The following is a 14,576-nucleotide window of genomic DNA, read 5'->3' as shown; positions in this document are numbered from 1 at the left end:
GCTGGCTCTACAGGCCCAGCTTCGCCGCCAGCCACCGCGCCGCCGCGTCGGGCGATTGCTTGTCCGCCTCGCGATCGACAAGCAGATTCGCCTCGCGCATCGCCGCGACCGGGATGCGCCCCACAAGGGGCGCAAGCGCCTGTGTGAAGCGCGCATCTTTGGCGCGGCCCGGTGCGACGAGCAGAATCGCATCGTAACCGGGAATGGCATGGCGCGGATCGGTCAGCACCGTCAGCCGCTCCGCCGCGATCCGCCCGTCGGACGAGAAGGCGGTGATGACATCGGCGCGTCCGCTCGCCAGCGCCCGATACATGAAGGTGGGGCTGTAGGGCGTCGCCGCGGCGAAGCGCATCGGATAGGCGCGCCGCACCGCCGCCCATTCGGGCCGCTCGAGGAATTCGAGATCGCTGCCCAGCCTCATGGTGGGGGATCGCGCCGCCAGATCGGCAAGCGTCGCGATGCCCCTGGTCCGGGCCGTGCCGGGCTGCATGGCGAAGGCATAGGCATTCTCGAAGCCCAGCGCGCCGAGCATCCGCACCCGGTGATTGTGCGCCGTCCATGCCGCAATGCTGCGCAGCATAACGCCGCGCTCGGGCACGTCGCGGCGCTGCATCGCGTTCGTCCAGATCGTCCCGGCATAGTCGACATAGACGTCGACCGCCCCGCTCGCGACCGCCCCGAAGATCACCGCCGAGCCCAGCCCCTCGCGATAGCGGACGCGGTAGCCGGCGCGCTCGAGGCGCTGGCCGATCAGGCGGGCGAGAATGTACTGCTCGCCGAAATTCTTGGCGCCGACCGTGATCAGCGGCCGACCGCCGCCATCGGACGGTCGCCACCAGAGCGGTGACGTCGACGCCACCAAGCCCCCGCCGAGCAGGGCCAGCGCGCCGAGCCAGAGCCGTCGCCGCCGCGTCGCGATCCCCCGCTCCGCCAACCCCATCAGCGCGTCGACCGCCAGCGCCAGGCCGGCAGCGGCGACGCAGCCGGCGAGCACCAGCGGCCAGCTCTGCGTCTGAAGCCCGGCGAAGATCAGGTCGCCCAGTCCCGGCTGACCCACCGTGGTCGACAGGGTGGCGGCACCGATCGTCCAGACCGCCGCGGTGCGCAGGCCCGCGATCGCGACCGGCGCGGCGAGCGGAGCCTCGACCAGTCGCAATCGCTGCGCCCGGGTCATGCCGACCGCGTCCGCCGCCTCGATCACCGCCGGATCGATGCCGCGCAGCGCCGCCACGCCGTTCCGCAGCAGCGGCAGGAGCGCGTAGAGGGTCAGCGCGAGGAGTGACGGCAGGAAGCCGAGCGCCGGCAGCCGGCCGCCGCCGAGCCACAGCAACAACGGGAAGAAGAGCGCGAGCAGCGCCAGCGACGGGATCGTCTGCACCAGGCTGGCAAAGCCCAGCGCCGCGGTAGCGAGCCGCGGACGGCGCGCGGCGGCGATCGCCAGCGGGGCGGCGATCAGGAGCGCGAACAGCAAGGCGGAGAGACTCAGCAGCACATGCTCGGCGAGCAGCTCCGGCACCCGGGCGAAGGCCTCGTTCATCGGTGCGCCATCGCGGCGAGCTGCTCCGCCTGCGCGCGCGGGACCGCGACCAGCGCCTGTGCCGCGTCGCCGCCTCCGCCGGCCATCAGCGCCGCGGGCGTCTCGTCGGCGACGATGCGGCCGGCCCGCATCACCACGACGCGCGTGGCGAGGAGTAGTGCCTCCGCCATGTCGTGGGTGACGAGAATGGTGGTGAGCGCCAGCTCGTCGTGCAGCGCGCGCAGTCGCCTTCCGAGTGCGTCGCGGGTCACCGGATCGAGCGCACCGAACGCCTCGTCCATCAGCAGCAGCTTGGTATCCTGCGCCAGTGCCCGCGCGATCCCGACCCGCTGGCGCTGCCCGCCCGACAGTTCGGCCGGCATCCGGCCGGCAAGCTCGCGGGGCAGCTCGACCAGATCGAGCAGCCGGTGGATGTCGGGTGTCGGCCTGCCGGCGACGCGCGGCCCGATGGCGATGTTCCGGGCGACGTCGAGATGCGGGAACAGCCCGATATGCTGGAAGACATAGCCGATCCGCCGCCGCAGCGTCGGCGCGGGCTCCCCGGTCACGTCGCGTCCGTCGAGCAGCACGCGGCCCTCATCGGGGTCAATCAGCCGGTTGGCCATCTTCAGCAGCGTCGACTTGCCCGATCCCGACGTGCCGACCAGCGCGACGAAGCTGCCGCTTGCGACCGCCAGCGACACGCCATCCACCGCCGCCACCGCGCCGTAGCGCTTCACGACCCGATCCCAGGCGAGCGCAGGCGGTTCCATAGCCACCAGGATGAGGCCGGCCCGCGCCTTCGTCCACTGGTTTTGCGAAAACGTCCCCGATCCTCCCTCTGGCAAGGGAGGATCGGGGCATCATCCCGCCCCGGCCAGCACCTTCGCCACCGCCAGCATCACGGCCGGGTTGCGCTGCACGCCCATATGGCTGCTTGACACCTCGATCGCGCGGCAATGGTCGTCGCGGCAGATCAGGCCCTGCACCAGCCCGTCATTGCGGCTCCAGATCGCGGTCGCCGGCACCGGCAGGGGCGCTGCGATGCGCGTGGAGCGCGCGAGGACCGCAGGATCGTCGAGCCGCTCGCCGCTCGCCAGTTCGAAGGCGCGCCAGACGTTGGTGGCATGGCCGCTGCCGGCATAGGGCGAGGCGATGGTGATGACCTCGCGCACGAGATCGGGGCGCTCGTGCGCGACCAGCCGCGCCATGATTCCGCCGAGACTTGCACCGATCAGCGTCACCGGGCCGTCCGCCGCCAGCCCTTCGACGCGCGCGATCAGCCGCTCGGCCTCGGCGCCTACGGTCCGGACCCCCATGTTGCGACCCAGGCCCCAGCTTTCCGCACGATAGCCGGTGCGGGAGAGGAACGCCGCCATCCGCGCCATCGAGCGGTCGCCATTGAACAGTCCCGGCAGCAGCAGCACGCGCCGGCCGTCGCCGCGCGGCGCGGCGGCAAGCGCGGCCCGGTGACGCCAGCGATTGGCGTGCATCCACAGCGCGCGCGGCAGCTCCGCCGCCCAGAGCGCCTTGGACGGGGCGGTCATCGTCACAGCCATTGCATCACCGTCGCCGGAAAGGGTGTCCATCGTCCCATCGTCACTCCCGCATGGCGCAGGGCCGCGCCGGTCCACTCGTTACAGGTATGTAGGGCATCATAATGGCCGCGCCCTTCGTAGAAGGCGTCATAGGGCCCATAGCCGGGGTGCCGCGCCCCGCCCGGCTTCAGGCTGGCGGCGATGAAGGCGGACAGGCGGCGATATTCCTCCGTCCGCAGCACGACCGCGCGGACGTCGGCGGCGGGGGCGGGGCGGGGCAGGTGATCGACATGGACCAGCGTCGCGTCGCTGCCGATCGCCGCGGCGAGGACGGTGGCGGGGCGCACGTCCGCCCAGGTCGGCGTGCCGAGATAGAAGGCGCGGTCGCCCCAGCCGAAGGCGAGATGGTCATAGGCGGCGTAACGCGGATTGCGGAGATGCTCCGCCCGCGCGACGCTGCGCCAGTCGATCCCCGCCGCGACCTTGGGCACGATGATGCCGGTGTGGATGCCGTTGCTCTCGATATAGACGGTCACGCCCGTGGCCGGCGCCCGGCGGTCGGCACGGACCGGGATCGCGCCGCCCACCGCGCCGGCCACGAGATAGGCGAACGGGACGCCGACCAGCAGCAGGGCCAGCCGCCGCAACCAGAGCCTCAGCATGTGGTTTCATTCGCAACCATTGCTGGTAGGATAGCGCCATGGCCGACGATACGCACGTTCTCGACGCCCCGCCGCCCGGTGCCGCAGCCGACTGGACCATCGACCAGCACTGGGATGCCTATACCCAGGAGGAGCACGCGACCTGGGACACGCTGTTCGCGCGCCAGGCACAGCTGCTGCCCGGCCGCGCCTCGGAAGCCTGGCTGAAGGGACTCGACGTGCTCAAGCTCGATCGCCCCGGCATTCCCGATTTCCGCGTCCTGTCGGATCGGCTGATGGCGCTGACCGGGTGGCAGGTGGTGGCGGTGCCGGGGCTGGTTCCCGACGACGTCTTCTTCGACCATATGGCCAACCGGCGCTTCGTCGCGGGCAACTTCATCCGCCGTCCCGACCAACTCGATTATCTGCAGGAGCCGGACGTCTTCCACGACGTGTTCGGCCATGTGCCGATGCTCGCCGATCCGGTCTTCGCCGACTATCTCGCCGCCTATGGCCGGGGCGGGCAGCGGGCGCTGGGTCTGGATGCCTTGCGGTATCTCAGCCGTCTCTACTGGTATACGGTCGAGTTCGGCCTGGTGCGCGAGGCGGGCGGTCTGCGCATCTTCGGCGCCGGCATCGTCTCGAGCTTCACGGAAAGCCGCTTCGCGCTGGAGGATGACAGCCCCGACCGCATCCTCCTCGACCTCGAGCGGGTGATGCGCACCGAATATCGGATCGACGATTTCCAACAGACCTATTTCGTCGTGCCGAGCTTCGACGAATTGCTGCGCCTGACGGTCGAGACCGACTTCGCGCCGCTCTACGAGCGATTGAAGCAGCAGCCAGATATCCCGGTCGGCACGGTGGTGCATGGCGACACGGTGCTGACCCGGGGCACGCAGGCGCGGGTTCGAGGGTAATTGCTGGATCGCCAGCTCCCCACCCGTTCGTGCTAAGCTTGTCGAAGCACTGCCGTTCTTCTTCGCGCGATACGAAGAAGAACAGCCCTTCGACAAGCTCGGGGCGAACGGCGGAAGGTGTCTGAGGCGAGGAGCGCGCACCCGCTCGACAGCTTCTATTCAGCACCGCCCGACCACAGCACACCCCGCCGCGTGCTGGAAACCGGAGCCTTATGCCGATGCACTGGATCATGGATCGCGACCGGCGGGTGGATCACAGCCTGTCGGCGCTGCTCGTCCTGCAAGGACTTACCCTCTTCGTCGTCATCCCTTTCGCGCAGGACTGGGCGATGGGGCGGACGCTGCTCGACGCCTGCCACCTCGCCTTTGCGGGGATCTGCATCGCCGCGTTGACCCGGCACCGCCTGTGGCAGGCGGTGCTGGTCGCCTCCATCGGATTGCTCACCGCCTGGCCGCTCGCCGGCCCGATCGTCACCGATTCGCTTCGGCTGGACCCCTTGGAACAGCATGAGGCCATCGCCCTCGTCGCCTTCATCTTCAACGGCGCGATCACCGCGGTGGTGGCGCAGCACGTCTTCGCGGAAGGGCGCGTGACGGCCCATCGCGTCCGCGGCGCCGTGCTGCTCTACCTCAACGTCTCGGCGCTGTTCGCCATCGCCTATGGCGCGATCCAGATGCATGCGCCGAGCGCCTTTGTCGGGGCCGGCGGGGTGCATGCAACCGCGGGCTCCACCGCCGCCTTCACCTATTTCAGCCTGACGACGATCACCACCACCGGCTTCGGCGACATCACCCCCGCCGAGCCGCTGACCCGCAGCCTCGCGACGGCGGAGGCGGTGTTCGGCCAGCTCTTCCCGGCAACGCTGCTCGCGCGCCTCGTCGCGCTGCACCTCGCGCACGAGGGACGGCTGCGCGGCGAGCGCGAGTCAGATGTCTAGCGCCCAGCCGTCACGTCCCTTCGGGTCGAAGGGGCCGGTCGGCACGAAGCGCTCGGCGCTCGCGGTCAGGCGCAGGATCGTCCAGTCGCCGCGGCGGTCGATCGCATCGAGCGAACAGCCGCAGGCGGCATAGGCCGCGACCACCGCCTCGCGCTGCGTCTCGAGCAGGCCCGCGAGCAGGATCGTGGCATGCGGCGCGGCGATCGCGGCGAGTTCCGGCGCCATCGACACCAGCGGCCCCGCCAGGATGTTGGCGATGACGAGGTCGTAGGGCGCGCCGTCGGTCACGGCCGGATCGAGCGTGCCGTCGGCGACGATCAGGCGAACGCCCTCCACCGTATTGGCGGCAGCGTTGGCGCGGGTCACGTCGATCGCCACGGGATCGATATCGGTCGCGGTCACTGCCGCCTGCGGCCACAGATGCAGCGCGGCGAAGGCGAGCAGGCCGGTGCCGGTCCCGATATCGATCGCGCTGGCGAACCGCTTCCCCTCGCGCGCCAGAGCATCGAGCATGGCGAGGCAGCCGCTGGTCGTGCCGTGATGCCCCGTGCCGAAGGCGCGACCCGCGTCGATCAGGAAGGCGCGCGTGCCGGGTTCGGGGGTAGCGGGATGCGCGCTGGTATGGACGACGAAGCGGCCTTCGCGAATCGGCTCCAGCCCCTGCTGGCTGAGCGTCACCCAATCCTCGTCGGACAGCTTCTCGATCCGCGGCGGGCGGCTGCCCGCGCTCGGCGCCAGCGCTGCCAGCGCGGCGAGCATCGCCGCATCGGGCTCGGCATCCATATAGGCGTCGAGCCGCCAGTGCTCGACATCGTCCTCCACCTCCTCGGTGGTCATCAGCACCGCGTCGATCGCGAGATCCGACGCCGCATCGATCGCCTCGGCCTCGGCACGGGTGCAGGGCAGGGTGACGCGCCAGCTATCGGACATAGGAGGCGCCGTTCACGTCGATCACCGCGCCGGTCATCGAGGGCGGCGCGTCCAGCGCGAGGTAACGGACGGCGCTCGCCACCTCCGCAGGGTCCGCGACGCGACCGAGCGGGATATCGGCGAGCAACTTGTCCCCGCCGCGGCTCTCCAAATAATCCTCGGCCATGCCGGTCATGGTGAAGCCGGGGCAGACCGCGAAGGCGAGGATGGAGTCGCGCGCATAGCCGCGCGCGATCGTCTTGGTCATCGCGACCATGCCGGCCTTGGAGGCGGCATAGTGCCAGTGGGCCGGGCTGTCGCCGCGATAGGCGGCGCGGCTGGCGACATTGACGATCCGGCCGCCGACTCCGCGCGCCTGCCAGTGCAGCACGGCGAGGCGGCAGAGTTCGGCGGCGGCGGTCAGGTTGACGCGCATCGTCCGCTCCCAGCCGGCGAGCCAGTCGGCATCGTCATCGTCGAGCGGATTGGCCTCGAAGATGCCGGCATTGTTGATCAGCAAGTCGATCGCGCCGCCGGCCTGATCGAGCGCCGCCTGCCACAGCCGGTCGGCCGCACCGGGCTGGCTGAAATCGGCGGGGATGCCGCTCGCGGTGCCGTGGCCGATCACGGCGGTACCCGCCGCAGTGAGGGAGTCGAGGATCGCTGCGCCGATGCCGCGGCTCGATCCGGTGAGTAGGATGGTCATCACGCCCGCTTAGTGCGGGGGCGGAGGTGGGGCCACTGTTTGCGGGTGGAACCGAGAGTCCGATCCACCCAACCTGAGTCGTCGCACTAGCGCAGGCTGGGGCCTCTCGCGGCTCCCGCCCCGCGCTATCACCGGGAAATCCCAGCCTTCGCAGGGACGACGGCCTGGTGTTGAACGCCTCAGGCCGCGACCTTGGTCACGAACTCGCCGGCGCTGGTCTTGAGCTGGCCCAGCCGCCCGTCGAGCGCGTCGAAGCCCCGGCCGACTTCCTCGATCTCGGAGGCGACGGTCTCCGTATCCTCGCGGATCGCGGCGATGGTCGAGGACATGGAGTCGGCCGCCAGCGCGGTCTCGTCGACCGCGGCGGTGATGGCGGTCACCGTCTGTGCCTGCGCCTCCATCGCATAGCGGATGCGCTCGGCGGATTCCTGGACCTCCGCGACCGTTGTCTTGATCGAAGCGTTGGTATCGACGGTCGAGCGGGTGGCCGCCTGGATCGAGGCGATCTTGGCGGCGATGTCGTCGGTGGCGCGCGCCGTCTGGCTGGCGAGGCTCTTCACCTCCTGCGCCACCACGGCGAAGCCGCGCCCCGCGTCGCCCGCGCGCGCCGCCTCGATCGTGGCGTTGAGCGCGAGAAGATTGGTCTGGCCGGCGATGTCGCGGATCAGCCCCAGGATCGATTCGATCGACTTGGCGTGATCCGACAGCGCCTCGGACATGCCGACCGCCTCGCCCGCCTGGGCCGCGGCGCGGGTGGCGATCTCGGCGGCGGCATCGACCTCCGTGCGGGCATCCTCGATCGCGCGGATCAGGCCGGCGGCGGTCTGCGCGGCCTCGCGCATCGCGACGGCCGACTGCTCGGCCGCGGCGGCGACCTCCGACGACTTGCCCAGCATGCCGCGCGCCAGCATCGAGGCGCGGCCGCTCTGGCCGCGCAGCGCGGTCGAATCCTGGCTCGCCACCTCGACGGTGCCGCCGATGCTCTGCTGGAATTCCGAGGTCAGCATCTCGCGCTTCTGCCGCTCACCATGCTGCTGGAAGCCGGCGAACAGGGCGACGGTCAGTTCGGTCTCCATGCCGAACAGGCGCATCAGCGTGTCGGTCATCGTGGCGAAGCGCGGATCCTCCGGGGGAACGTTGCGGCACAGCACGGTCAGGGCGGCGCGATCGCTGGCGCACGACATGGCCAGCACGTCCATCGGGGCGATCCCGTTGCGATAGGCCGCGGCGACGGAGCGCTCCAGCGATTCGATCCACGAACGCCCGGCCAGGTCGCAGAAACGGTTGCGCAGATAGGTGCGCCCCGCTTCGATCCGGCGGACCTTGTCGAGCGGCGTCCACTCGGCATGACCGGGATGCGCGCGCTGCCACGAGGCCCAATAGGCATCTACGATCTCGTCGGCTTCCGGCTCCAGGATCGGCCAGAGCGCCGCGGCGTTGGCGATCAGCGTGTTGTCGCCGCCATCGAACGCACTGATCCGCGCCTGGATGTCGATCGATGCGGCGATCGAGGCCGGTACTGGCATGGTGCTGACGGACACGGGCCGAATTTCCCCCCGGGAATAAAGGTTCTGCTCGCCCGGAGGCCTATCCGCGGACTGGTTAAGGGTAGGTTAGAGGCAACAGGGGTGAACGCCCGCCCTGCTTGCGGCTTGCATCGCACGGGCGGGGGTCGCATAGGCGGGCGCGCATACGTCCGAATGGATGATAGTCCCTTTTCCTGCTCAAGAGGCACGCCTTGGCATCCCGCAATCCCGCCCGGCCGCTCAGCCCGCATCTCACCATCTGGCGCTGGGGCCCGCACATGCTGGTCTCCATCCTCCATCGTGTGACCGGCAGCGGCATGGCGACCGTGGGTGCGGGCCTGTTGGTCTGGTTCCTCGCCGCACTGGCGGGGGGCGAGGAGAGCTACGCGACCTTCGTCGACACCTTCACGGTCGAAAGCGGCAAGCTCAACGTGCTGGGCTATATCGTCGGCATCGGCCTGACCCTGTCGCTCTTCCAGCACATGATGACCGGCATCCGCCATCTCGTGCTCGATACCGGCGCGGGCTACGAGCTGCGCCGCAACAAGCTGGGCGCGCTGGCGACGATGCTCGCCTCGGTCACGCTGACCGCCGCCTTCTGGCTCTATCTGGGGATGAAGTGATGCGCTCGGGTACGTCTCTCGGCCGGGTGCGCGGCCTCGGCTCCGCCAAGGAAGGCGCCCATCACTGGTGGCAGCAGCGGCTGACCGCGGGCTCCAACCTGTTCCTCATGCTGTGGCTGATCGTGTCGATCGCCCGCCAGCCTTCGTTCGACTATGCCTCGATGCGGATGTGGCTGTCGAACGGCTGGGTCGCGCTGCCGATGGCGTTGCTGATCCTGTCGGTCTTCTCGCATTTCCGCCTGGGCCTCCAGGTGGTGATCGAGGACTATCAGCATGACGAGAGCCGCATCGTCATGCTCGTCCTCCTCAACTTCTTCGTGGTGGCGCTGGGCGCCGCCGCCCTTTTCTCGATCGTGAAGATCGCGCTCGGAGCCGCTGCCTGATGCCCGCTGCCTACAAGATCATCGACCACACCTACGACGCCGTCGTCGTCGGCGCGGGCGGTTCGGGCCTGCGCGCGACCATGGGGATCGCCGAGAGCGGGCTGAAGACCGCGTGCATCACCAAGGTGTTCCCGACCCGCAGCCACACCGTCGCGGCGCAGGGCGGCATCGCTGCCAGCCTGGGCAACAACACGCCCGATCACTGGTCGTGGCACATGTACGATACGGTCAAGGGTTCCGACTGGCTCGGCGACCAGGACGCGATCGAATATATGGTGCGCGAGGCGCCGGCCGCGGTCTACGAGCTGGAACATGCCGGCGTGCCGTTCAGCCGCAACGAGAACGGCACCATCTACCAGCGCCCGTTCGGCGGTCATATGCAGAATATGGGCGACGGCCCGCCGGTGCAGCGCACCTGCGCCGCGGCCGACCGTACCGGCCATGCGATGCTGCACGCGCTCTACCAGCAGTCGCTGAAGTACGACGCGGACTTCTACATCGAATATTTCGCGCTCGACCTGATCATGGAGAACGGCGTCTGCCGCGGCGTGATCGCGCTGTGCATGGAAGATGGCTCGATCCACCGGTTCCGCGCGCACAATGTCGTGCTGGCGACGGGCGGCTATGGCCGCTGCTATTTCTCCGCCACCTCGGCGCATACCTGCACCGGCGACGGCAATGCGATGGTGCTGCGCGCGGGCCTGCCGCTGCAGGACATGGAGTTCGTGCAGTTCCACCCGACCGGCATCTACGGCGCGGGCGTGCTGATCACCGAGGGCGCGCGCGGCGAGGGCGGCTATCTCACCAATTCCGAGGGCGAGCGCTTCATGGAGCGCTACGCCCCCTCGGCGAAGGATCTGGCGTCGCGCGACGTCGTGTCGCGCTCGATGGCGATGGAGATGCGCGAGGGCCGCGGGGTCGGCGAGCACAAGGACCATATCTTCCTGCACCTCGACCATATCGATCCCAAGGTGCTGGCCGAGCGGCTGCCGGGGATCACCGAGACGGGCAAGATCTTCGCGGGCGTCGACCTGACGCGCCAGCCGCTGCCGGTCACGCCGACCGTCCATTATAATATGGGCGGCATCCCGACCAACTATCATGGCGAGGTCGTCTGCCTGAAGGACGGCAATCCTGACCATGTCGTCCCCGGCCTGTTCGCGGTGGGCGAGGCGGCGTGCGTGTCGGTCCATGGCGCGAACCGCCTGGGCTCCAACTCGCTGATCGATCTCGTCGTGTTCGGCCGCGCCACCGGCCTGCGCATCCGCGACATCCTGAAGCCGAACACCAAGCACGACGCGCTCCCCAAGGGCTCGGAGGAGCTGGCGCTGACCCGGCTCGACCGGTTCCGCAACGCCGCCGGCGGCTCGCCGACCGCGCAGATCCGCACCGAGATGCAGCGGACGATGCAGAAGCATTGCGCCGTGTTCCGCGACTCCGCGCTCCTGTCCGAAGGGCAGGAGAAGATCGCCGCCACCTACAAGCGGATGGCGGACGTGGGGGTGAAGGACCGCTCGCTGATCTGGAACACCGATCTGGTCGAGACGCTGGAGCTGGACAATCTCCTGTCCCAGGCCGTGGTGACGATGGAGAGCGCTGCCAACCGCAAGGAATCGCGCGGCGCCCATATGCACGAGGACTTCCCGGAGCGCGACGACGCGACCTGGATGAAGCATACGCTGACCACCTTCACCGGCTGGGGCGGCGACGGCGGGGCGGTGGCGATCGATTATCGCCCGGTGCACGATTACACGCTCACCGACGACGTCGATTACATCAAGCCGAAGAAGCGGGTCTACTAAGGTTCGGTCCCGCCGCGCGGGATCTTGGCGAAAGTGGGTCGTCGGCATCTTTCATCGTCATCCCGGACGTGTTCCGGGATCCACGGTTCCGCGAGATCGGCAGCTCATACGCTTGTCGCGCGATGGATGCCGGAACGAGTCCGGCATGACGATGAACTTTTGTAGGAATCTCGCTCTACGAGATCGTCTTCCCGGCGGGATGGGGTCTCGGGCGGCGTTGTCCTAGAGCTAGATGACCTCTCATTGACCTGTTCGTGCTGAGCGAAGTCGAAGGGCCTGAGCCCCCCTTTTCCTCGACTCCGCTCCGCACCGGCGGATCAAAGCCACGCGCCGCGCCTCACGCCGCCCGCCGTCGCATTGCCAGCCCTGCCGCGGCGAGCGCCAGTCCGCCGATCCCCACCGCCGCGGTCGTGCGCGGATGGAGCGAGGCGGCCGTGTAGAGGCTGGTGCGCCGCGCATGCGGGTGTTCGCCCGACCGTTCCTCGCCGGTGCGGACGCTCGCCGGCAGGTTGCTCGGCACCGGTTGCGCCTTGCGCTTGTCGAGGAAGCTGCGCGCCATCCAGGGCGCCAGGCGCTCGTACAGCGCGGGAAAGTGGGCCGCGAACAACGCCTCGGCGCGGCCCGCCCCGCCGACGGTCACCTCGCGGATGGGGCGCACCGCGCAGGCCAGGATCGCGTCGGCGACCAGCTGCGGATCGTAGACGGGCGGGGGGATCTGCGCCTCGCCGGGCTCGTGATTGGCGGCATGCTGGCCGATCGGCGTATCGATCCCCGATGGCTTGACCAAGGTGACCGAGATCGGCGCGCCCGCCGCGGCCAGCTCCATGCGCAGGACCTCGACGAAAGCCTTCACCGCGTGCTTGGAGGCGGAATAGGCGCCCATGATCGGGCTCGGCATGTCGGAGGCGATCGAGCCGACCGTGATCAGCGCACCGCCCTGCTCCCGCAGATGCGGCACCGCCGCGCGACAGCCATGGACGACGCCGAAATAGTTGGTGCGGAACAGCTGTTCATGCTCGTCATCGGGCACGTCGAGCAGCCGTCCGTACACAGCGACCCCCGCGCAATTGACCCAGGTGTCGATCCGGCCGAAGCGCGCGACGGCATGGTCCGCCGCGGCCTTGACGCTCGCTGCGTCGCCGACATCCGCGGCCTTCGCCGCGACGATGCCGCCTTCCGACTCGAGCTCGCCGACAAGGCTTTGCAGCGTCGCCTCGGACCGGGCGACCATCAGGACCTTGGCGCCTGCGCGGGCCGCCGCACGGGCGGTGACGAGGCCGATGCCCGAGCTCGCTCCGGTGATGACGATGACCTGATCGGCAAGCGGCTTGAGCGTCGGCATCCCAGTCTCCGGGCAGCGAGGGTAGGAGGCCACTCAACCCTATGGATTGAAAGCCGTTCCTTCCGCTTGACGGGTCGCGGGATTGCGCCTTCACTTCGATCAACAGCGTAGGGGACGGGCGGATGAGGCGGATCGTATGGGCTGTCGGGGCGCTGCTCGCCGCGGGCGGGATCGTGGCCGCGCAGGAGCCGCCGGCCGCGCACACCCGGCAGGCCCCGCTGATCGGTACCGCACCCGAGGCCGAGGTAGTGGCATTGGCCAACGGCGCCGTCGCAATCGAGCACGACCGCAGCCCGGCGGCGACGCTCGCCCAGCATCGCGCGCTCGAACAGGCGCTTGCCGGGCTCAGGCCGCAGCGGCCCGGCACCGTCGACGCCTATGTCGTCGCCGTCGCGCTCGACAGCGATCCGGTCTTCGCGCGCGAGGCGCGGGAGGCGGGCCGGGTGCTCACCCGCCGCTATGGTGCCGACGGCCGCAGCGTGACTCTGGCCGGGCGCGACGGCCGGGGCGGGCCCGCGCTGGCGATGGGATCGCCCCAGGCGGTCCAGACGGTGCTGGCGCGGGTCGCCGAGCTGATGGACCGGCGGGAGGATGTGCTGATCCTCTATCTGACCGCGCACGGCGCGCCGCTCGGGATCGTCTACAACGACAGCGACCAGGGCTATGGCGTGATGTCGCCAACCGCGCTGTGGACAACGCTTTCGATGCTGGGCATCGAGCGGCGAATGGTGCTGCTCAGCGCCTGTTTCGCCGGCGTGTTCGTGCCGATGCTGGCGAACGACACCAGCGCGGTGGTGACCGCCGCCTCGGCTGAGCGAACCTCCTTCGGCTGCCGGGCCGACAACGACTGGACCTTCTTCGGCGATGCGCTGATCAACCATGCGCTGCGCAAGCCCCAGTCCTTCGCCCGGGCGGCCGCAGAGGCGCAGGCGACGATCGCGGGATGGGAGCGGCAGGGCAAGCTGGAGCCCTCGCAGCCGCAGGTCGCGATCGGTGCGGGTGCGGCGCGCTGGCTCGCGGTGCTCGAGACGCCGCCGGTCGCCGGAGGTGCGCCGGTCGGGCGGCCGGCGACAGACGCGCTGGCGGAATGACGGAACCGCAACTTCCGTCTCCGGTTACTCCCGCTATGACCGATAACGTACCCGGCACCGCCGACGATACACAGGGACGCGCGTCCCGCTATCCGCTGCTGGCGGCACCGCATGTGCAGCTGCACGGTGCGGTGGACGAGGCGATGTACCAGAGCTTCAAGGATCAGCTCCTCGCCGCCGCGCCCGACGGTCCGCTGGTCGTCTCGATCACCACCCTGGGCGGCGATCCGGAGATGGCGCGGGCGATGGGGGACGGCATCCGCCTGATCCGCGAATATACCGGGCGCGAGACGCTTTTCCTGGGCAAGGTCGCGGTCTATTCTGCCGGGGCGACCTTCATGTCGGCCTTTCCGGTCGATTGCCGCTTCCTGACCCGCGGCAGCCGGTTGATGATCCACGAACGGCTGATGAATTCGACCGTACAGCTCAACGGGCCGCTGAGCACGCTCGACTATCTGCTCAAGGCCAAGCTGCACGAGATCAGCGATTCGATCCGCATCCAGGACGAGGGCTTTGCCGCCCTGGTCGCCGGGTCACGCGTGTCGCTCGAGGAGTTGAAGGCCAAGGCGCCGTCCAACTGGTATATCGAGGCAGAGGAAGCGCGCTCGCTGGGGCTGGTCCTCGACATCATCTGATCCTTG

General features: G+C 69.4%; 15 protein-coding genes. 7 read left to right on the top strand and 8 right to left on the bottom strand.

Annotated features, from left to right (window positions below):
• Nucleotides 1-7 precede the first annotated feature (7 nt).
• From IEX18_RS07135 to IEX18_RS07120, 4 genes are all read right to left on the bottom strand, one after another.
• Nucleotides 8-1,537, bottom strand: coding sequence for an ABC transporter permease/substrate-binding protein (locus IEX18_RS07135; protein WP_188658047.1), 1,530 nt, complete (start codon nucleotides 1,535-1,537; stop codon nucleotides 8-10).
• Entirely contained in the window at nucleotides 1,534-2,289 is a 756-nt protein-coding gene (locus tag IEX18_RS07130; protein WP_188658046.1) for an ATP-binding cassette domain-containing protein, read from the bottom strand. The genes IEX18_RS07135 and IEX18_RS07130 overlap by 4 nt, the downstream gene beginning before the upstream one ends.
• Nucleotides 2,290-2,379: 90 nt before the next feature.
• Nucleotides 2,380-3,063 (bottom strand): esterase/lipase family protein, encoded by a 684-nt coding sequence (locus tag IEX18_RS07125; RefSeq protein ID WP_188658632.1) that lies wholly within the window; start codon nucleotides 3,061-3,063, stop codon nucleotides 2,380-2,382.
• A 2-nt stretch (nucleotides 3,064-3,065) separates the two neighbouring features.
• Nucleotides 3,066-3,716, bottom strand: coding sequence for a TIGR02117 family protein (locus tag IEX18_RS07120; protein ID WP_188658045.1), 651 nt, complete (start codon nucleotides 3,714-3,716; stop codon nucleotides 3,066-3,068).
• A 38-nt stretch (nucleotides 3,717-3,754) separates the two neighbouring features.
• Between IEX18_RS07120 and phhA the strand changes: the two genes are divergently transcribed.
• Nucleotides 3,755-4,615: a phenylalanine 4-monooxygenase gene (phhA, locus tag IEX18_RS07115; RefSeq protein ID WP_188658044.1), complete on the top strand. Its 861-nt coding sequence runs from the start codon at nucleotides 3,755-3,757 to the stop codon at nucleotides 4,613-4,615.
• 218 nt (nucleotides 4,616-4,833) lie between these two features.
• Nucleotides 4,834-5,553 carry a potassium channel family protein gene (locus IEX18_RS07110; RefSeq protein ID WP_188658043.1) on the top strand — a complete coding sequence of 240 codons (720 nt, stop codon included), beginning with the start codon at nucleotides 4,834-4,836 and terminating at the stop codon, nucleotides 5,551-5,553.
• Here the strand turns inward: IEX18_RS07110 and IEX18_RS07105 are convergent.
• The 3 genes from IEX18_RS07105 to IEX18_RS07095 all read right to left on the bottom strand — a co-directional run bounded on the left by IEX18_RS07105 (nucleotide 5,542) and on the right by IEX18_RS07095 (nucleotide 8,694).
• Nucleotides 5,542-6,483, bottom strand: coding sequence for a 50S ribosomal protein L11 methyltransferase (locus IEX18_RS07105; protein WP_188658042.1), 942 nt, complete (start codon nucleotides 6,481-6,483; stop codon nucleotides 5,542-5,544). The genes IEX18_RS07110 and IEX18_RS07105 overlap by 12 nt on opposite strands.
• Nucleotides 6,473-7,168 carry an SDR family NAD(P)-dependent oxidoreductase gene (locus IEX18_RS07100; protein ID WP_188658041.1) on the bottom strand — a complete coding sequence of 232 codons (696 nt, stop codon included), beginning with the start codon at nucleotides 7,166-7,168 and terminating at the stop codon, nucleotides 6,473-6,475. Before IEX18_RS07100 ends, IEX18_RS07105 begins: the two co-directional genes overlap by 11 nt.
• 179 nt (nucleotides 7,169-7,347) lie before the next feature.
• A complete protein-coding gene (locus IEX18_RS07095; protein WP_188658631.1) occupies nucleotides 7,348-8,694 on the bottom strand; it encodes a methyl-accepting chemotaxis protein in 1,347 nt (448 codons plus the stop codon).
• A 212-nt stretch (nucleotides 8,695-8,906) separates the two neighbouring features.
• Here IEX18_RS07095 and sdhC point away from each other — a divergent pair, with 212 nt between their 5' ends.
• The 3 genes from sdhC to sdhA are packed head-to-tail and all read left to right on the top strand — an operon-like array spanning nucleotide 8,907 to nucleotide 11,502.
• Nucleotides 8,907-9,317, top strand: coding sequence for a succinate dehydrogenase, cytochrome b556 subunit (gene sdhC, locus IEX18_RS07090; RefSeq protein ID WP_188658040.1), 411 nt, complete (start codon nucleotides 8,907-8,909; stop codon nucleotides 9,315-9,317).
• Nucleotides 9,317-9,700 carry a succinate dehydrogenase, hydrophobic membrane anchor protein gene (gene sdhD / locus IEX18_RS07085; RefSeq protein WP_188658039.1) on the top strand — a complete coding sequence of 128 codons (384 nt, stop codon included), beginning with the start codon at nucleotides 9,317-9,319 and terminating at the stop codon, nucleotides 9,698-9,700. The genes sdhC and sdhD overlap by 1 nt, the downstream gene beginning before the upstream one ends.
• On the top strand, nucleotides 9,700-11,502 hold the full coding sequence (gene sdhA / locus IEX18_RS07080; RefSeq protein ID WP_188658038.1) for a succinate dehydrogenase flavoprotein subunit: 1,803 nt from the start codon (nucleotides 9,700-9,702) through the stop codon (nucleotides 11,500-11,502). The genes sdhD and sdhA overlap by 1 nt, the downstream gene beginning before the upstream one ends.
• Nucleotides 11,503-11,839: 337 nt before the next feature.
• Here the strand turns inward: sdhA and IEX18_RS07075 are convergent, their stop codons facing one another.
• A complete protein-coding gene (locus tag IEX18_RS07075; protein ID WP_188658037.1) occupies nucleotides 11,840-12,844 on the bottom strand; it encodes an SDR family oxidoreductase in 1,005 nt (334 codons plus the stop codon).
• A 122-nt stretch (nucleotides 12,845-12,966) separates the two neighbouring features.
• On the opposite strand from IEX18_RS07075, the gene IEX18_RS07070 reads away from it, so the two are divergent.
• Together IEX18_RS07070 and IEX18_RS07065 are read left to right on the top strand one after the other, a co-directional pair.
• On the top strand, nucleotides 12,967-13,935 hold the full coding sequence (locus IEX18_RS07070; protein WP_188658036.1) for a C13 family peptidase: 969 nt from the start codon (nucleotides 12,967-12,969) through the stop codon (nucleotides 13,933-13,935).
• A gap of 35 nt (nucleotides 13,936-13,970) precedes the next feature.
• The gene (locus IEX18_RS07065) at nucleotides 13,971-14,570 is read left to right on the top strand and encodes a ClpP family protease (protein ID WP_188658035.1); all 600 of its coding nucleotides are present in this window, start codon (nucleotides 13,971-13,973) and stop codon (nucleotides 14,568-14,570) included.
• The last annotated feature ends 6 nt before the right edge of the window (nucleotides 14,571-14,576 follow it).

This window comes from Sphingomonas metalli (genome assembly GCF_014641735.1).
Classification (GTDB): domain Bacteria; phylum Pseudomonadota; class Alphaproteobacteria; order Sphingomonadales; family Sphingomonadaceae; genus Sphingomonas; species Sphingomonas metalli.
This window is presented reverse-complemented; position numbering and strand designations above follow the sequence as displayed.